Origin of the sequence: Empedobacter sp. UBA2044, from assembly GCF_002333005.1 — a bacterium.
Lineage (GTDB): Bacteria > Bacteroidota > Bacteroidia > Flavobacteriales > Weeksellaceae > Empedobacter > Empedobacter falsenii_B.
In genome coordinates, this window is sequence record NZ_DDBA01000001.1 from 30,681 (window position 1) to 49,187 (window position 18,507).

Consider the following 18,507-nt stretch of genomic DNA (forward strand, 5'->3'; position numbering starts at 1 on the left):
TAACTGACAAAATTGGTCAAATTATTCGAAAGGAATAGTTGTTGTTAAAAGATAAGTATTAAAAATGAACGCTTTTTAAAAGCATCCATAATTTACAATTTATGTCAATAGAAAACAATAATGTAGTTTCAGTAAACTACTCATTACATACCATCGAAGCGAATGGTGAAAAAGTATTTGTAGAACAATCAAATACAGAAGAGCCATTAACTTTTTTATTTGGAGCTGGAATGATGATTCCAAAATTTGAAGAAGAATTAAAAGAATTAACAATTGGTGATAAAAAATCATTCGTAATTACTCCAGCAGAAGGATACGGTGAAAGAGTAGAAGAAGCTGTTGCTCAATTACCTTTAGATATGTTCAAAGAATCTGGATTGCCACCAGTTGGAGCAATTTTACCTTTGACTGATGATGCAGGAAATCAATTCCGTGCTTCAGTTGTAGAAGTGACAGAAGAGGCTGTAATTGCAGATTTGAATCCTCCAATGGCAGGAAAAACATTAGAATTTGAAGTTGAAATTCTTAATGTTCGTCCAGCAACTGAGGAAGAATTATCTCACGGACACGCACATGGAGTTGACGGAACTCAAGGGCACTAAAAAATATTTTCAAAAGGCTATTTCAATTTGAGATAGCCTTTCTTGTTTTTAATTGTGAATAAATCATTAATAAATAGATTAAATCCACGTTATATTTTTCGACTTGCATCAACTAAAATCTTATCTTTGTAAAACAAACAAGATTACTTACAAACAAACATGAAAATAGCTGTATTTGTTTCCGGTGGCGGAACAAATCTTCAAAATATTATTGATGCAGTTGAAGACGGAACGTTACCAAATGTCGAGATTTCGATGGTAATGGCAGACCGAGATTGTTATGCAATAGAACGATCGTTGGATAAAGATATCCGAACGTATGTCTTAGACCGAAAAACTTTTTCGGAAGATGCTGAACATAATTTAGAAGGAGAAGAAATCGACCTTATTGTTTTGGCAGGTTTTTTAACCATATTATCTCCAGAATTTACCTCGAAATGGGGCTCGAAAATGATTAATATTCATCCTGCATTATTACCAAAATTTGGTGGAAAAGGAATGTATGGCGCGAAAGTTCACAAAGCAGTTTTAGAAGCTGGTGAAAAAACATCAGGAGCAACTGTACATTTTGTAACGGCTGGTGTAGACGAAGGACAAATTATTTGTCAAGGAATTTTTGAAATTGAAGAAGGTGATGAAGTAGCAGATTTACAGCGTAAAGTTGCTGAGGTAGAAAGTGAAATCTACATTAAGGCAATCAAGCAAATCAGCGAAGCATAAAATATAGAATGCCTCAATGTTGTGTACATTGAGGTTTTTCATTTCCAATAAAATAGTAAACAAACAATAAACTTTAAAAACTAAACACAATGCAAAAACAAGCGCTAATAAGTGTTTCGGACAAGTCGAACTTGTTAGAATTTGCAAAATTCTTGGTTGAACAAGATTACAAAATCTTATCAACTGGAGGAACATTCAAACATTTACAAGACAACGGAATCGAAGTTACAGAAGTAAAAGATGTAACTGGTTTTCCTGAGATTTTAGATGGTCGCGTAAAATCTTTACATCCTGCAATTCATGGTGGTATTATGGCGCGTCGTTCGGACGAAAATCATATGGCAACAATTGCGGAACATGGAATTAACCCAATTGATATCGTTATTGTAAATCTTTATCCTTTCTTCGAAAAGATGAATACAGGTCTTTCTGAAGCGGAAATGATTGAATTTATTGATATCGGTGGTCCATCAATGTTACGTTCTTCTGCAAAGAATTTTTATGATGTAACAGTTGTAACGGATGTGAATGATTATGAAGTAGTGATGAATGAAATTCGTGAGAATGGTTCAACTTCTATCGAAACGCGTAAATTATGTGCTGGTAAAGTATTCAACTTAACTTCTGCTTATGATGCGGCGATTTCTACTTACATTTTAGGAGAAGATTTTCCTCAATTTTTAGAGTCTTCTTACGAGAAAGTGATGGATTTACGTTATGGAGAAAATCCACATCAAAAAGCAGCTTATTATGTTGATAAAACGAAAAATGGCGCAATGAAAGATTTCGAATATTTACAAGGAAAAGAACTTTCTTTCAACAATATTCGTGATATGGATTTGGCTTATAAAGTGGTTTCAGAATTTGAGGAAACAACTTGTTGTGCAGTGAAACATTCAACGCCTTGTGGAGTGGCAATTGGAGAGAATGTTTTAGAAGCTTATGAAAAAGCGTATGAATGTGATCCAATGTCAATTTTCGGTGGAATCATCGCTTTCAATAGAGAAGTTGATGGAAAAACTGCGGTTGAATTAAATAAAATTTTCTTAGAAATTGTAATTGCACCTTCATTTACAGAAGAAGCGTTAGAAATTTTTAAACAAAAGAAAAATTTACGTATCATCAAAGTGAAGAATCCTGTGTCGGATAAAGTAACTTACGTAAAAGTTGATGGAGGATTAATTGTTCAGTCTACAGATAATCAGTTTTCAACAGATCTTAAAGTTGTAACAGAAGCTCAACCAACAGATCGTCAAATGACTGATTTAGTTTTTGCTCAAAAAATTGTAAAATGGGTAAAATCTAACGCGATTGTTGTAGCGACAAATGGTCAAGCTTACGGAATCGGTGGAGGTCAAACGAATCGTATTTGGGCGGCTCAACAAGCGATTGCACGTGCAAAAGAAAAAGTGGAAGATGATTTAGTTTTAGCTTCAGATGCATTTTTCCCTTTCCGTGATGTAGCTGATTTTGCAGCAGAAAATGGAATTAAAGCAATTATTCAACCAGGAGGATCAATCAAAGATCAAGAGTCTATCGATGCTTGTAATGAACGCGAAATTCCGATGGTTTTCACAGGAATGAGACATTTTATGCACTAAAATTCGATATGCGATATTCGTTTTGCGATGTTGGAATTTAAGATTAACTTAGTGTAAATGAGAAGTTATAGAAATTTAGACATATGGCAAAAAAGTTTGGAAATTTTAAGACTGGTTTATAATCTTTCTAATAAATTTCCAGAATCAGAAAAGTATGGATTAACTGTTCAAATAAAAAGAGCAGTTGTTTCAATTCTTTCAAATATCGCAGAAGGTTCTGGAAGAAATTCAAATCAGCAAATGATTAATTTTCTATCTATTTCAAAAGGTTCTGATTTTGAGGTTGAAGCTCAATTAATAATAGCTTTTGAGTTGAATTATATAACAGAGTCAGAATTAAATGAAGCTTTAGAATTAATTGATCATTATTGTAGAATGAATCAAAATTTTCAAAACTATTTAACAAAGAAAAACAATGGAACAAAATAATAGCGCAAACCGCGAATCGCAAACCGCAACTCGCATCTTAGTAATCGGTTCAGGTGGTCGTGAACATGCAATAGGATGGAAGTTTGCTGAAGATTTCAAGCAAAAAGGACAAGATTTAGAATTGTTTTTTATTCCAGGAAATGCAGGAACAGCTCAAATCGGAACAAACGTTTCAGTTTCTTCGATTGAAGAAATGAAAAATTTCGCGAAAGAAAATCAAATCGATTTAACTTTTGTTGGACCAGAAGCTGAATTAGCAGAAGGTATCGTTGATATTTTTCAGAAAGAGAATTTAAATGTTTTTGGACCTCATAAAGCAGCTGCGCAATTAGAAGCTTCTAAAGCTTTTGCGAAGGATTTTATGGATAAATATGGTGTGAAAACAGCAAAATATAAAAATTTTCAAGGACCAATGTTGGCGATTGATTATTTGAAAACACAAGATTATCCAATTGTAGTGAAAGCCTCTGGTTTAGCGGCTGGAAAAGGAGTTATTATCTGCCAAGATTTTGAAGAAGCAAAACAAGCTGTTTTGGATATCATGGAAGATAAAACCTTTGGTGATGCAGGAAACGAAGTGGTTATTGAAGAATATTTAGAAGGTTTTGAAGCCTCTATTTTGTCTTTCTTTAACGGGAAAAAAATCGTTCCATTTGTTTCGGCAAAAGATCACAAGAAAATTGGTGAAGGTGAAACTGGTCTTAATACTGGTGGAATGGGCGTTATCGCTCCAAATCCATTGTTTACGGAAGAGCATTTCAAAATGTTCGAAGAAGAAATTATGGAGCCAACAAAATGTGGTTTAATCAAGGAAGGATTGGAGTTTGCTGGCGTTATTTTCTTTGGATTGATGATTACGACAAAAGGAGTTTATTTGTTGGAGTATAACCTAAGAATGGGCGATCCAGAAACGCAAACAACTTTACCTTTGTTAGAAAATGATTTGGCTGAGGTTGTAAATAAAGCAATCAAAGGAGAAGATTTCGACTTGACTTTCAAAAATCTACATGCGTGTTGTGTGGTAATGGTTTCGGGAGGATATCCAGGAAATTACGACAAAGGTTTTGAGATTCGTGGTTTAGAAAATGTAACTTGTCCTAATTTTATTGCAGGTGCAAAATTATCAGGAGAACAAATTTTGACTTCTGGTGGACGTGTAATCAACATAGTTGGATTAGGAAATACATTAGAAGAAGCACGTGAAACTGCTTATGAAAACATCAAAAAAGTACATTTTGATTACGAATATTATCGAAATGATATTGGAGTAATTCAATAAAAAAATACAGTTTATATTATTAAAAAATGCGTTTCATTTGAAACGCATTTTTTTTAATTTATTCTGAAAATTCGACGTGATAAACATCGCTTTTATTTCGATTTATTTTTCGATATTCAAATCCTCCAGCTTGTGGAATAATTTCGACTAAATCAAATGATTGACAACTTTTTGGCAAACCATTAAAAATTAAAGTGAAATGAAGAGACGAACCTTCTTCGATATACGTCCAATTTGGATACATTGTAATTCCGTCCGCAAAAACCAATTGACAACGTTTTCCTGATTGATTATCAATAATAAAAGTAGAAGGCCAAATACGTGCAGCATTTGCATATTCATCTGCCGCCATACAACAATGTATAATAACCTGACTTTCTTCTTCGATATTGGTTAAGAGCTCAGAATCAATAAAAATCTTTTCTTCAAGAATAGTTGCACTCATTATTTTGCAATTTTCTTAATGTACAATTCTTCTACTTTTGCACGTGCCCAATCTGTTTTTCGAAGAAATTTCAACGATGATTTCAAACTTGGATTATCATTAAAACATCTGATGTTAATTTGATTTCCCAAACCTTCCCAACCGCCGTAATAAATTACTAATTCTTCGATAATATCGTCTAAACGTTTTCCGTGTAATGGATTATTTTTTTGACTTTCCATTTTGCAAATTTACGAAAATGTTTTTGGTGAATTTAGAATAGTTCAAGCTTTCTAAAATTCATATTTTTCTTCCAATTGTTCTGCTAAATGTAAAATATCATCCACTCGCGCTAATTGCTCAATCCAATTGGTCGGAATTGTTTCTGCATCATAATAAATCCCTGCAATTCCACCAGCAATACAAGCAATTGTATCGGTATCATGTCCTAAATTCACCGCTTTCAAAACACAATCTTTATACGAACTTGTATGTAGCAAACACCAAATAGAAGCTTCTAAACTATCCATGACATAACCAGTTGATTTAATTTCATCTTCTTTTAAATCAATTAGTTTTCCACTTAAAATTCGTTCGAAATATGTAAATTCATTTTTATAAATTTCATTTTCTTCTAAGAATAATTTTAACCAAAAATTTGTGTTCAGATAAGCTTCTTCTAGATTTTCGGCATCTAAAACGTTCAACGCAAATTCAATATAATAAATACACGCCAAAACAGAACGATTGTGCGCATGCGTGATAGAAGAAACTTCTTTGACGATTTCACAGCGTTCATCAATCGATAAATCTTTCGTGAAAATTGCTAAAGGAAGAATACGCATTAACGATCCATTTCCATTATCAGATTCGGATGTAGAACCAGCCTCAATTGGATTTTTTACAACTCGTAAACGATTTATTGCTTTTCGTGTAGAAATTCCAACATCAAAGACTTCTCCGTCAGCCGTCCAATAACCTTCGTGCATCCACATCTGAAATTTTTCTGCAATATCATTCACATTATAACCATTACACAACGATTCAGCCAAGCAAAACATCATCGAACTATCGTCAGAAAAAGTGCCAGGAGGCATATTGTATGTTCCATAACCCATCATATCTGTGACAGGATTTTGTTGTAAATATTGCCTACTTTTAAACTCAACTGGAACTCCTAATGCGTCACCAACCGCCGATCCAATTAATATATTTTTCGAAAAATTTTTTCTATTCATAACTTTCTTTTATAAATGAAAAATAATTGATTTTTTTGAATATATCCAAATTATTTTTGAAAATTTATGAATTAATCATAATAAATTTATCTTTTTCGGATAAAATATTAAAAGGTTTAAAATAGATAAAAAAGAATAAGTCGTATTGTCAGTTTTGAAAAAATTGGAACTGATTTTGATTAAATTACCACACAAACTTATTATTACTATGGCTTTTATAGATTATTATACAACATTAGGTCTGCAAAAGACCGCATCACAAGATGAGATAAAAAAAGCTTATCGGAAATTGGCACGTAAGTATCATCCCGATCTTAATCCAAATAACGATGAAGCTGCACAGAAATTTAAAGAATTAAATGAAGCAAACGAAGTGTTGAGCGATCCAGAAAAACGTAAAAAATACGATAAATATGGAGAAAATTGGCAACATGGTGAAGAATATGAAAAAGCTCGTCAGCAACAACAACAGCAACAATATCAATATAGTAATAGCGATTTTGATGGAGCTGAAGGTTTTGGTGATTTTGATGGCTATTCAGATTTTTTCAGTTCGATGTTTGGACGCGAAGGAAGGAGTAGATCAACAGGTTATAAAGGGCAAGATGTTAATGCCAGTTTGACACTAAATTTGACAGATACATTGACTTCGCATAAACAAACTTTTGCTGTGAATGGTAAAAATATACGAATTACAATTCCAGCTGGAGTAGAAGATGGGCAAACGATTAAGATAAAAGGTCACGGAGGAAAAGGTTATAACAATGGTCCAAATGGAGATTTGTATATCACGTTTCATATCGAAAATAATACGTCTTTTGAAGTTAATGGAGCAGATTTATCTACAATTGTTGAAATCGACTTATACGATGCAATTTTGGGTGGAGAAGCGATGATTGATACACTTTCTGGAAAAGTGAAAGTTCCAATAAAAGAAGGAACAGAGAATAATAAAAAGGTTAAATTGAAAGGAAAAGGTTTACCAATTTATAAGAAAGATGATCAATTTGGAGATTTGTATGTGACATTTTCAGTAAAAACTCCAACTAATTTATCAGCAGAAGAAAAAGAATTATTCGAGAAATTACGTTCACTTAAAAAAGCTTAAAACCATGAAAAATGTAACGATATCTGTTATTCAGTTTAGTAAATATCATCAGATTGAACCTCAATTTGTGATTGATTTGTATAAAAATGATTTGGTTGTTTTGCACGAGCGTAACCAAGAATATTTTATCGAAGAAAATGATTTGAAATTAATCGAACGATTTATTGAATTTCATTATAATTTGGGCGTTAATATAGAAGGTTTAGAAGTGATTCATCATCTTTTGAAACAAATCGAAACGCTACAAAAACAATTAAAATAAACGAATTCAAAAACAACCTTTGCAGAAAACTGCAAAGGTTGTCTTATTTTTGCATAAATATTTTTGTATGAATACTCCCGAAAAGAAGAGTAAATTAAAAAAATTACATTCGCGCAATCGTCATTTAGCGCCTTATAATTTCGAAAAATTGTGTGCGATTTATTCCCCACTTTCCAAATATATCAAACCCAATAAAGAGAACGAACCAACGATTAATTTCTCGGATAGAGAAGCTGTAAAAGCGTTGAATAAAGCGTTGTTGAAAACATATTATGATATTGATTATTGGGAATTGCCAAAAGATAATTTGTGTCCACCAATTCCTGGTCGCGCCGATTATATTCATTATGTTGCCGATATTTTGGGTGAAAGTTTTGATGGTGTAATTCCGCGTGGAAAAGATGTAAAAGTCTTGGATGTTGGTGTTGGAGCGAATTGTATTTATCCGATTATTGGAAATTACGAATACGACTGGAACTTTGTTGGCGCAGAGTTGGATTATGCTTCTTTCAAAAATGCGGAAGAAATTGTCAAGAAAAATGCTCGATTACGTAACAAAGTTGAGATTAGAATGCAATTTAATCCAAACAATATTTTCAAAAAAATCATCAAACAAGGCGAAAAATTTGATATTACAATTTGTAATCCTCCATTTTTTAGATCGAATCAAGAAGTGATGGAGCAAACAATGCGTAAACTGAAAAACTTAGGTCAAAAATCTGATCAAAAACCAATTCAAAACTTTGGTGGGAATAATTCTGAGCTTTGGTGTAGAGGAGGAGAGCGTCTGTTTATCACGAAAATGATAAAAGAAAGTGCGGATTATAAACATCAAGTAAAATGGTTTACAACATTGGTTTCTAAGAAAGAAAATGTTCGAATTTTGGAAGGTATTTTGAAACGTGAAAAAGTAAGAGATTACCGAATTGTAAATATGCAACAAGGGAATAAAATTTCGCGTTTACTAGTTTGGAGATTTTAATTGATTTATTTTTAATTCATTAAAGGTTTTATTTAAAATTATTCCAAATTTTTCTGAAGGGTTTATTCAGTTTAAGATTTGTTTTACCTTTTATAAACAAAATTATTACAAATGAAAACAAATAGAATAATGGTTTCTTTGGTAGTTGTAGCGTTGATGTTTAGTATTTTTTCGTTTACGACTTCTCGTCAAATTGACACAGGAAAAGCAATTTCAAGTTCAGAATGGAAAAATCTAAAAGTGTTACCACAAAACATTTCGGAAGATAGTTTGAAAGGTTTGATGCGCGGATACAACGCTGCTTTAGGAGTGAAATGTAATTTTTGCCACGCCGAAAATCCAGATACGAAAAAGATGGATTTTGCAAGTGATGCAAAAAAAGAAAAGGAATTTGCACGTCATATGATTGTAATGACACGTGATATTAACGCGAAAAATTTCAATTGGGAAAATGCAAAAAATCCTGAAATGATCAATGTTGTAACATGTGTAATGTGTCACAGAGGAAATGAAAGTCCTACAAAATCATTGATTGAGCCTGTAAACGCTGAGTTAAAAAACGTGAAAGATGTTGCAAAAGAAAAATTAGCTCCCACATCTGGTTCAACGAAAGTTGAGAAAAAATAAAGAATAGAAATATAAGCTCCATTTTTGGAGCTTTTTTTATTTTCAAAATTCAATAAATCGTATAACTTTGCTTTCATAATTTAAAGAAATAAAATGTTTAAATTTATTCGTAAGGTTGTAATTTATCTTTTTGTAGCTCATCTTGTATACATTGTTGTGTTAAAGTGGATTAATCCGCCGTTCACGATTACGCAAGTTCAGCAAGGTTTTGAACAAGGAAAATTTAAGCGCGATTATATTTCCTATGAAGAAATGGGACGAAATATAAAATTGGCTGTAATTGGTTCCGAAGATCAAAAGTTTCCTGTACACAATGGATTTGATATGGATGGAATACAAGAAGCGATCGAAAAAAATAAAGAAGGGAAAAAACTTCGTGGAGGTTCTACGATTTCTCAACAAGTAGCGAAAAATGTGTTTTTGTGGCAAGGTCGTTCTTGGTTGAGAAAAGGATTGGAAGTTTATTTTACGTTTATGATCGAAAAAATTTGGGGCAAACAACGTATTTTAGAAATGTATTTGAACACTTCGGAAATGGGAATTGGTGTTTTTGGAGTTGAAGCAGCTTCAGAATATTATTTTAATAAACCAGCTAAAGATTTAACCAAAAATGAAGCGGCTCGAATTGCAGCAGCTTTGCCATTGCCACGAAAATATAATGTGAATCCGCCTTCGTCTTTTATCAGTAGACGTGCTAGTCATATAGAGCGACAAATGCGAAATATACAAGGAAGCACTGATTTGGAAAAGGTTTTAGGAGAATAAAATAGAAAAGAGAAGTTAATAAGCTTCTCTTTTTTGTTTTATTACTCTCTCCAATTAATTTTAACCGCAGAAATTTTCTCTAATTCCAAACGAATTTCAGGAAGTAAATTGAAATCATTTTTCATGTAAAAAGCCAACGGAGAACAATAAGGCTCTCCATTCGCTTTTGTATCTTTTTCATGGTCGATTACCCAACCATTTAGTTCTGTCGAAAATGTTTTTAATCGATTAAGAATTTTACGTCCCAAACCAATTTGATGCAACTCGCTATCCACAATTATTGCAAACCATTTTTCATAATCTCTTTCAAAAATAACCGCCCAAGCTCGCATTTGATTGTTTTCATCTACAGCAAAAAAATGTTTCGCTTCAATCAAACTATTCAAATAATTTTCGGTGTCCTGTAAACTCTCAAAAGCCAAATTAATAGGATATTCGTTGTTCCAAATTTTAAAAATATACTCTTTATGAATTTGGTTCAATGTTGTAAATGAATAGATTTCGAATGAATTAAGTTGAGGCATAAAATGATTTCTTATTCCGCTAAATATACTAATTTATTTAGTCAAAATTTCTTTTAAAATCAAAGGTTTGTCAGTTGTAATATAATCAGCTTTCATATCGATCATTTCTTGCATCACTTTTGGGTCGTTAACTGTCCAAACATTAACCAATAATCCCAAGTTTTTCGCTTCTTTCACCCAAGTAGGATTTTTCTGAAAAATGCTGTAATGATAATCAATTCCATTCCAATTTCTCTCTTTTACTTCTTGAGGAGACAAATCTCCGGCTAAATAAGAAACGTGAAATTTTGGTGCTAATTTCTTAAATTCATCACAAATATTTTTACTAAATGAAATGATTTCAACTTGTTTTTCTACTTTATGTTTTTTGATGATTTCAATCGCTTTTTTTACTGCACGATCTTCATTTTCTTTTGATGAGTGAGGTTTTAATTCGAAAATTAATTTGACATTCTTATTCTTTTTTCCTTGTTCAAAATATTCTTCTAAAGTTGGCATGTTTTCGTTGTTAGCCAATTTCAACGTTTTTAAAAGAGAAGAATTTGTAGTTTCGATTGTATGACCTTGGTAATGATCATCATGATTCACCATCAAAACATCATCAGCACTAATTAATACATCAAATTCAGAACCATAAGCACCAATTTCTTGTGCAGATTTTAATGATTTAATCGAATTTTTTGCGTTGTTTTCGGTGTCCCAATAACCACGATGAGCAATAATTTTTTGAGCATTTGCCATGTTTGTAAGCATAAAGGTTGTTAAGGCAGTAAATATAATTTTTTTCATGATGAATTGTTTTTTCAAGGTAAAATTATTTCGATTAATCGGTTTTAAAGTTATGAAAATATTAAGTTCTTGGAAAACTATAAAAATCTACCTAAAAGAATGAAAAATGACGTGAATAAAATTGTGATTGCGCCGAATTTCACTTAATTTTGCACAAAGACAAACACAATGACGCAAGGAATTATTATTTTAGATTTTGGCTCGCAATACAATCAATTAATCGCGCGCCGAATTCGAGAATTTGGAGTTTATACAGAAATTATTCCCTACAACACTTCGATCGAAGAAATCAAAAAACACAATCCAAAAGGAATTATTTTATCAGGAGGACCTTCTTCAGTTTTTGGAGATGAAGCCGCTTTGGTAGAAAAAGAATTATTCGAAATGGGCGTTCCTGTTTTAGGAATTTGCTATGGAATGCAATTGATTTCGCATTTATTAGGTGGAGAAGTTAAGAAAGGAGAAAAAGGAGAATATGGAAAATCTGAATTAACAGTTTTAGCTCAAAACAGTTTATTCGCAGGAGTTCCAGAACAATCTACAGTTTGGATGAGTCACTTCGATGAAGTGATGACAGCGCCAATAGGATTTACAATTTCAGGAAAATCAAATATAGATATTGCGGCAATCGCAAACGAAGATAAAAAGATTTTTGCGGTACAATTTCACCCAGAAGTTACACATTCAGAATATGGTTCAACAATGTTAGAAAACTTTGTTTTCAATATTTGTCAGGCTGAAAAGAATTGGGTTTTAAAAGATTTTATCGAAACAGAAATTGCTCGTATAAAAGAAGTAGTTGGTGATAAAAAAGTGATTTTAGGACTTTCAGGAGGTGTTGATTCTTCTGTTGCAGCGGTTTTAATTCATCGTGCAATTGGCGATCAATTAACGTGTATTTTTGTTGATACTGGTTTATTGAGAAAAGATGAAGGGAAAAAAGTAATGGAAAATTACGGAAAGCACTTCAACATGAACATCAAAATGGTAGATGCTTCAGAACGTTTCTTAACAAACTTGAAAGGTATCGATGAACCAGAAGCAAAACGTAAATCAATTGGTAAAGATTTCGTGGCTGTTTTTGATGAAGAATCAAATAAATTTGAAGATGCAGCATTCTTAGCGCAAGGAACTATTTATCCTGATGTAATCGAATCGCAATCTGTAAAAGGACCTTCTGCAACTATTAAATCTCACCACAATGTTGGTGGATTACCAGAAGATATGAAACTTCAATTATTAGAACCATTACGCGAATTATTCAAAGATGAAGTACGTAAAGTTGGAGTAGAATTAGGTATTCCTCGTGAATTAGTTTACCGCCATCCTTTCCCAGGACCAGGTTTAGGAATCCGTGTTTTAGGTGAAGTAGACGAAGAAAAAGTACGTATTTTACAAGAAGCAGATCAAATTTTTATTGACGAGCTTTATGCACATAATTTATACGACGAAGTTTCTCAAGCTTTCGTGGTTTTATTACCTGTAAAATCTGTTGGAGTAATGGGAGACGAGCGTACGTACGAATATACGGCGGTTGTTCGTTCTGCAAATACGATCGATTTTATGACAGCAACGTGGTCAAAATTACCTTACGAATTCTTAGAATTAGTTTCGAATAGAATTATCAATGAGGTAAAAGGAATTAACCGTGTAGCTTACGATATCAGCTCAAAACCACCAGCAACTATCGAGTGGGAATAAGCTGAAAAATATATCAAAGCCAGCCAATGTGCTGGCTTTTTTTCTATGTAAACTTTAAAAAACTAAATATTAAATGGAACTTTTAAAAGAAAGAATTCTGAAGGATGGAAAAAGTTTCGATGGTGGAATTCTAAAAGTTGATAGTTTTATCAACCACCAAATGGATCCTGTTCTGATGAAAGCAATTGCGTCGGAATTTGTCCAGCGATTTTCGGATTTAAACATTAATAAAATCATTACAATCGAAGCAAGCGGCATTGCTCCAGCGATTATGGTTGGATTAGAATTGAATTTGCCTGTTGTTTTTGTGAAGAAAGCAAAGCCTAAAACAATGACAGATTTTTATGCGTCGCAAGTGTATTCATTCACGAAAGACCGAACGTACGATGTTTGCGTAAGTAGTCAATTTTTGAATGAAAATGATCATGTTATTTTTATTGATGATTTTTTAGCGAATGGAAATGCAGCGTTGGGTGTTGAAAATTTGATTAAACAATCTGGCGCAAACCTTTTGGGAATGGGCTTTATAATTGAGAAATCATTTCAAGAAGGACGCGATCGCTTATTGAATGAAAATATCAGAGTTGAATCTTTAGTAAGATTAAAATCTTTGGGAGACAACTCAATTATTTTTGAAGAATAAAAAATATCAACCAAAAGCCAATTTATATTGGCTTTCTTTTTACTTTTAAAAAACAAAAAACTTACCTTGATAATATGAAAATAAAATTACTTGCCTTAACGCTCTCTTTACTATTCTTTACAAATTGTAATTCGTACAAATCGGCGAATTCAGCATTGGTTTCTGGTAATTTTCAGCAAGCTTTTGAACAATCTACGCAAGCTTATTTCAAAAATCCATCGGAGAAAAATGGAATCAAATATGTTCCATTAATTTTTGAAGCTTATAACAAAGGACAGCAAGAAGATGAAAATAGATTGAAACAAATCGAAACGTTGACTAATCCTTCTAAATATCAGGAAGCGTATCAAATTATTAATCGTTTGCAAGAAAGACAAAAAACGATTGCTGGAATTGATGGAAGATCGATTAGCGGGAAAACGTATAATTTCAAAACAAAAGATTATTCAGTAGCTTATAAAACGATTCAAGAAAAGTATGCGCAATTTTTGTACGATGAAGGAAAATCTTTTCTAAATCAAGGAGGAAAACTGAATGCACAAACGGCTTATCAAAAGTTTCAAGTTTTAGAAAGTGTTTATTCAAATTATAAAGATACTCGTAGTTTGATGAATACGGCTCGTACAAACGGAATGTATAAAGTTTTGGTGCAATTGGTGAACAACACAGAAGTTGTTATTCCTAAACTATTAGAGAAAGATTTGTTAGATTTTAATTCGTATGGATTGGATTCTAATTGGACTGAATTTTACACGGGAAAATTAAATAGTTCTTATGATTATGTAATTCAATTAAGTTTTGAGACGATAAATGTTTCACCTGAACGAGAAAAAATTGAGGTGCATAATTTTGAGAAAAAAATTGTTGATGGTAAAGAAGAATTGGTGCAAAATGGAGTAGTGGTAAAAGATAAAGACGGAAAACCCGTGATGGTAGATCGTTATATTACAGTAAAAAGTCGTTTTGAAGAAGTACAACGCATCAAGGAAGCTGCAATTACGGCAAAATATTATTTGATCGATAATCAAAAAGAGCAAGCCATCGATTCTAAAAATTTAGCAAGTCAGTTTATTTTTAGAGATTCTTACGGAACTTACAAAGGTGATCGACGTTCTTTGGATCGAGATTATATAAATATGATTGGTAGAAGACCAGCTCCATTTCCATCAAATGAGCAAATGATTTTTGATTGTGGGCAAGATTTGAAACGTAAATTCAAGAACGAAATCATCCGTATGAAGCTTTGATAAAAAAAATGTAAAAAATTTAATCATTTTTTAAAATTCATTTTCAATAGCTTATCACATAAAACGTCTGTTTTAGCTAAAAACTTGTAAAATTAGTTTTGGTGAATTAAAAAACCTTTCTATATTTGCACAGCAATTAAGACATAGACCCATGGTGTAACGGTAGCACATCGGTTTTTGGTGCCGCTAGTTGGGGTTCGAATCCCTGTGGGTCTACAAAAGTCTTATGCCTCGATAAGTAATTGTTGAGGCATTTTTATCTAACCTAGTTAAGAGAAAAGTTGCAAAAATTGAAATAAAATTTAGTCAGACCCATGGTGTAACGGTAGCACATCGGTTTTTGGTGCCGCTAGTTGGGGTTCGAATCCCTGTGGGTCTACAATTTTTTCTTTTCAATTTTAACATAATAATCATGGACAGACCCATGGTGTAACGGTAGCACATCGGTTTTTGGTGCCGCTAGTTGGGGTTCGAATCCCTGTGGGTCTACAGATTTTAAGCTTCAATATTTTTATTGAAGCTTTTTTTATACTATATATTTTGTTATATTTATCATAATTGATTTAGTAAATGACATTAGAGGACATAATTTTAGAAGCTAAAAAAGGGAAACGAAATGCTCAGAACGCAGTGATAGAGGTTTTGTGGAACAAAGTTTATCATTATGTATTTTCTAAGATTAGAAACGAAGAAGAAGCCGAAGATATCGCTATAGAAACGTTTACGAAGGTTTTTACAAAATTGAAATTATATAACGAAGATTTTGACTTTACGACTTGGGTAATTTCTATCGCACATAATACGATGATTGATCATATCAGAAGATCTCCAAAACTGAATATTTCTCTTGATGATGAAACCAATTTTTTAGAAATTTTAGAAGATCATCCTTCGCCAGAAGAACATTTGATTTTAAAACAAGATAATGACACGCTGATAAAAGCTATTGCAAAATTGAGAGAACCTTATCAAAAAATTATAGAATTGCGTTATATCGAAGATAAAACATACAAAGAGATTGCTGAAGAACTCAATTTGACCTTACCAAATGTTAAAGTTCGTCTTTTAAGAGCCAAACAATTGTTAACAGAGGTGATGCAAGATAATATTTAGTAAATTTATTCGTTGAAAATTTGTTGAAGAAAACTGGATCGAAAATGAAGAAGCACATATACCTTACAACAATTATTATCGCAAGTTTATTCTTGACGTCTTGTGGAAGTAGTAAAGTAACTTCGTATAAGAAAACTGGTTCTAAAAAAGTTTATACTTCTTCCAAAAAAAACGAATCTACAGAGGTTTTTCGTTCTAAAAATGCTGATGATAGTGCGCCTCGTGATATAAATAAAATTCTAAAAACGGCAAAATCTTACTTAGGAACACCTTACAAATATGGTGGAGTTACGAAAACAGGTTTCGATTGTTCGGGACTGGTTTATGTAAGTTTCAAGGAAATGAATTTAGAATTGCCTCGTCGTTCGAGTGATCAAGCTGAATATGGAAAAGAAATTACAATCGAAAATGTTAAAATAGGTGATTTAATATTTTTTAATACTTCAGGAAATTCAATCTCTCATGTAGGTATTGTAGAAAGTATTAATCATGACGGATCAATCAGTTTTGTACATTCTTCAACTTCGAAAGGTGTCATCATTTCTTCCCTTGATGAAAATTATTGGAAAACTAGATTTGTAAAAGCGGTTAGACTTTTATAACTTGACGTGTGCTTAAAAAAAGAACTATATTATTAACTTTTTTTGGATTACTATTTTTTAGTTTATCCATAGTTGTTAATGCTCAAGAAGATAGTGTCAAAATTGATACAGTTAGAATTGAGAATAAAAATCATTCTAAGTTTAGAAAGTTTTACCAAAAATTATTATTCAAGAAAAAACCAACGAGTTTTCCTATTCAGCCCAATAATAATGTAGGTGATGGAAAATATCAAGGAAAAATTATTCGAAATATTTACTACAAAACACAAGACCCTTTCGGATATTCTTTGCAGGACACGACAAGAAAACCGACAAAATGGATTGAAAGAACTGGAAATACACTACACGGGAAATCTAAGCAATTTGTGTTGCGTCAAAATATGTTGCTGAAACTAGGAGATAAATATGATTCTGTAAAAGCAGCTGAATCTGAGCGTTTAATACGTACCAATCGTTCTATTCGTCGAGTAGAGATTAAGGAAGAAGCTGTCGGGAATGATTCGGTTGATTTATATGTCAATTCAATTGACTCTTGGAGTATGTTTATTACAGGTTCGGTTTCGAGTTCAAAAGCTGGAATTCGCATTAGAGAGCGAAATTTTTTAGGTTTAGGACATGTGTTTGATAATCGTTACCGTCACAATTACAAAACAGGAAATTCGTTATATCAATTTAATTATACGGTTCCAAATATTGCCCAAACTCGAATTATTGGGAATGTACGTTATTTCAAAAATGAAGATAATCATTATACAAAATCAATCAGTTTTGTACGACCTTTTTATTCGCCATTAGCACATTATGCAGGTGGAGTTTCGGTTGGACAAGTGTATTTTAAAGATTCATTAGATTTCGAAAAACCTATTTTGGTTGATAACCATTTCAAATATAATTACCAAGATTATTGGTTGGCAAGAGCGTTTAGAATTGATGATGGTCATTCAGAAAATATTACCAATTTTATTGTTTCAGGGCGATTTTATGATCGATCTTATACCGAAACACCAACTCCAGAAAACGATCCTGTGAACTTTTTTTCTGACCAAACGAATTATTTAGTAGGGATAGGAATTTCTTCAAAACGATATATCAAAACAAAATATATTTTCAATTATGATATTGAAGAAGATATTGCGATAGGGAAATCATTGGGCATTATAGGAGGAATTCAAAATATTCGTCAAACTGATCGTTATTATCTTGGCGGAAAAGCTTCTGCTGGAGGTTTTTTAAATACCGGTTTTTGGGGATTTGGAGTTGAGTTTGGAGGATTTTTTAATAAAGGAAAATTTGAACAAAAAACGCTGTCTGTAGAATTACAATATATGGCAAAGTTGATAAATTGGGGAAAATGGAAGTTCAGAAACTTCATGAAAACTAATTATCTTTTGGGACATGATCGTTTAGATTCTCCTGCGGATCAACTTTCGCTTCATGAACATGATTATTTGGGAATGGCAGGTTTCAAATCGGATAGAGGCTTAACAGGTCAACAGAAATTAATGTTCGAGTATCAATTGCAATCCTATACGCCTTACGAGTTTTTAGGATTTCGTATTTCGCCTTTTTTCAATGCGATGGTTGCGGCAATTGGAGATAACAAAAAATTTATACTGAATAATAACCCAATTTATTCGCGTTTTAGTATGGGTGTGATGTTGACAAATGATTATTTTGTGTTCAACAATATTCGTTTTTCATTGTCGTATTATCCATCAATTCCTGGACAAGGCGATAATCTAATCAAGACAAATTTATTGGATAATAGAGATTTTCAAATGATGGATTTTGACTTTTCAAAACCAAATTACATTCGTTGGAATAGGTGGGATTAAGACATAAAAAAAGCTT

General features: G+C 32.4%; 21 protein-coding genes and 3 tRNA genes. 19 read left to right on the forward strand and 5 right to left on the reverse strand.

Annotation, left to right across the window (positions count from 1 at the left end; translation table 11 throughout):
* Positions 1 to 101: 101 nt before the first annotated feature.
* From B4E59_RS00135 to purD, 5 genes are all read left to right on the forward strand, one after another.
* Entirely contained in the window at positions 102 to 602 is a 501-nt protein-coding gene (locus tag B4E59_RS00135; RefSeq protein ID WP_038332370.1) for an FKBP-type peptidyl-prolyl cis-trans isomerase, read from the forward strand.
* Between the two features lie 159 nt (positions 603 to 761).
* Positions 762 to 1,322 (forward strand): phosphoribosylglycinamide formyltransferase, encoded by a 561-nt coding sequence (gene purN, locus B4E59_RS00140; protein ID WP_038332368.1) that lies wholly within the window; start codon positions 762 to 764, stop codon positions 1,320 to 1,322.
* Positions 1,323 to 1,411: 89 nt separating this feature from the next.
* Positions 1,412 to 2,923: a bifunctional phosphoribosylaminoimidazolecarboxamide formyltransferase/IMP cyclohydrolase gene (purH, locus tag B4E59_RS00145; RefSeq protein WP_280036526.1), complete on the forward strand. Its 1,512-nt coding sequence runs from the start codon at positions 1,412 to 1,414 to the stop codon at positions 2,921 to 2,923.
* A 57-nt stretch (positions 2,924 to 2,980) separates the two neighbouring features.
* Positions 2,981 to 3,352: a four helix bundle protein gene (locus B4E59_RS00150; RefSeq protein WP_291050536.1), complete on the forward strand. Its 372-nt coding sequence runs from the start codon at positions 2,981 to 2,983 to the stop codon at positions 3,350 to 3,352.
* Positions 3,339 to 4,631 (forward strand): phosphoribosylamine--glycine ligase, encoded by a 1,293-nt coding sequence (gene purD / locus B4E59_RS00155; RefSeq protein ID WP_291050539.1) that lies wholly within the window; start codon positions 3,339 to 3,341, stop codon positions 4,629 to 4,631. Before B4E59_RS00150 ends, purD begins: the two co-directional genes overlap by 14 nt.
* Positions 4,632 to 4,689: 58 nt before the next feature.
* Here purD and B4E59_RS00160 read toward each other — a convergent pair whose 3' ends face one another.
* The 3 genes from B4E59_RS00160 to B4E59_RS00170 are packed head-to-tail and all read right to left on the reverse strand — an operon-like array spanning position 4,690 to position 6,293.
* Positions 4,690 to 5,076, reverse strand: a complete 387-nt coding sequence (locus tag B4E59_RS00160) for a hypothetical protein (protein ID WP_114999543.1) — start codon at positions 5,074 to 5,076, stop codon at positions 4,690 to 4,692.
* Positions 5,076 to 5,297, reverse strand: coding sequence for a VF530 family protein (locus B4E59_RS00165; RefSeq protein WP_038332359.1), 222 nt, complete (start codon positions 5,295 to 5,297; stop codon positions 5,076 to 5,078). Before B4E59_RS00165 ends, B4E59_RS00160 begins: the two co-directional genes overlap by 1 nt.
* A 51-nt stretch (positions 5,298 to 5,348) precedes the next feature.
* Positions 5,349 to 6,293, reverse strand: a complete 945-nt coding sequence (locus B4E59_RS00170) for an ADP-ribosylglycohydrolase family protein (protein ID WP_291050546.1) — start codon at positions 6,291 to 6,293, stop codon at positions 5,349 to 5,351.
* A gap of 208 nt (positions 6,294 to 6,501) precedes the next feature.
* Here B4E59_RS00170 and B4E59_RS00175 point away from each other — a divergent pair, with 208 nt between their 5' ends.
* The 5 genes from B4E59_RS00175 to mtgA all read left to right on the forward strand — a co-directional run bounded on the left by B4E59_RS00175 (position 6,502) and on the right by mtgA (position 10,037).
* On the forward strand, positions 6,502 to 7,401 hold the full coding sequence (locus B4E59_RS00175) for a DnaJ C-terminal domain-containing protein (RefSeq protein WP_114999547.1): 900 nt from the start codon (positions 6,502 to 6,504) through the stop codon (positions 7,399 to 7,401).
* Positions 7,402 to 7,405: 4 nt separating this feature from the next.
* Positions 7,406 to 7,663: a chaperone modulator CbpM gene (locus B4E59_RS00180; protein WP_135834956.1), complete on the forward strand. Its 258-nt coding sequence runs from the start codon at positions 7,406 to 7,408 to the stop codon at positions 7,661 to 7,663.
* A gap of 67 nt (positions 7,664 to 7,730) precedes the next feature.
* Positions 7,731 to 8,645 (forward strand): 23S rRNA (adenine(1618)-N(6))-methyltransferase RlmF, encoded by a 915-nt coding sequence (gene rlmF, locus B4E59_RS00185; RefSeq protein WP_038332349.1) that lies wholly within the window; start codon positions 7,731 to 7,733, stop codon positions 8,643 to 8,645.
* A 111-nt stretch (positions 8,646 to 8,756) separates the two neighbouring features.
* Positions 8,757 to 9,272 (forward strand): c-type cytochrome, encoded by a 516-nt coding sequence (locus B4E59_RS00190; RefSeq protein WP_125349029.1) that lies wholly within the window; start codon positions 8,757 to 8,759, stop codon positions 9,270 to 9,272.
* Between the two features lie 93 nt (positions 9,273 to 9,365).
* Positions 9,366 to 10,037: a monofunctional biosynthetic peptidoglycan transglycosylase gene (mtgA, locus tag B4E59_RS00195; RefSeq protein ID WP_291049037.1), complete on the forward strand. Its 672-nt coding sequence runs from the start codon at positions 9,366 to 9,368 to the stop codon at positions 10,035 to 10,037.
* Positions 10,038 to 10,078: 41 nt separating this feature from the next.
* Here the strand turns inward: mtgA and B4E59_RS00200 are convergent, their stop codons facing one another.
* A complete protein-coding gene (locus B4E59_RS00200; RefSeq protein ID WP_286495800.1) occupies positions 10,079 to 10,561 on the reverse strand; it encodes an N-acetyltransferase in 483 nt (160 codons plus the stop codon).
* 33 nt (positions 10,562 to 10,594) lie between these two features.
* Positions 10,595 to 11,350 (reverse strand): glycerophosphodiester phosphodiesterase, encoded by a 756-nt coding sequence (locus B4E59_RS00205; RefSeq protein WP_125349032.1) that lies wholly within the window; start codon positions 11,348 to 11,350, stop codon positions 10,595 to 10,597.
* A 168-nt stretch (positions 11,351 to 11,518) separates the two neighbouring features.
* Here B4E59_RS00205 and guaA point away from each other — a divergent pair, with 168 nt between their 5' ends.
* The 9 genes from guaA (at position 11,519) to B4E59_RS00250 (ending at position 18,491) form a co-directional block, all read left to right on the forward strand.
* On the forward strand, positions 11,519 to 13,051 hold the full coding sequence (gene guaA / locus B4E59_RS00210; RefSeq protein WP_125349033.1) for a glutamine-hydrolyzing GMP synthase: 1,533 nt from the start codon (positions 11,519 to 11,521) through the stop codon (positions 13,049 to 13,051).
* A 73-nt stretch (positions 13,052 to 13,124) separates the two neighbouring features.
* Entirely contained in the window at positions 13,125 to 13,694 is a 570-nt protein-coding gene (gene xpt, locus B4E59_RS00215; protein ID WP_219034709.1) for a xanthine phosphoribosyltransferase, read from the forward strand.
* A 74-nt stretch (positions 13,695 to 13,768) separates the two neighbouring features.
* Entirely contained in the window at positions 13,769 to 14,941 is a 1,173-nt protein-coding gene (locus B4E59_RS00220; RefSeq protein ID WP_286495801.1) for a hypothetical protein, read from the forward strand.
* Between the two features lie 145 nt (positions 14,942 to 15,086).
* Positions 15,087 to 15,157: transfer RNA gene (locus B4E59_RS00225), tRNA-Gln, on the forward strand.
* Positions 15,158 to 15,249: 92 nt separating this feature from the next.
* Positions 15,250 to 15,320 (forward strand) — tRNA-Gln (locus tag B4E59_RS00230).
* Between the two features lie 39 nt (positions 15,321 to 15,359).
* Positions 15,360 to 15,430: transfer RNA gene (locus B4E59_RS00235), tRNA-Gln, on the forward strand.
* A gap of 81 nt (positions 15,431 to 15,511) precedes the next feature.
* Positions 15,512 to 16,054, forward strand: a complete 543-nt coding sequence (locus B4E59_RS00240; RefSeq protein WP_038334626.1) for an RNA polymerase sigma factor — start codon at positions 15,512 to 15,514, stop codon at positions 16,052 to 16,054.
* 44 nt (positions 16,055 to 16,098) lie between these two features.
* Positions 16,099 to 16,656, forward strand: a complete 558-nt coding sequence (locus tag B4E59_RS00245) for a C40 family peptidase (RefSeq protein ID WP_038334631.1) — start codon at positions 16,099 to 16,101, stop codon at positions 16,654 to 16,656.
* Positions 16,657 to 16,664: 8 nt separating this feature from the next.
* A complete protein-coding gene (locus B4E59_RS00250; protein ID WP_291050549.1) occupies positions 16,665 to 18,491 on the forward strand; it encodes a BamA/TamA family outer membrane protein in 1,827 nt (608 codons plus the stop codon).
* The last annotated feature ends 16 nt before the right edge of the window (positions 18,492 to 18,507 follow it).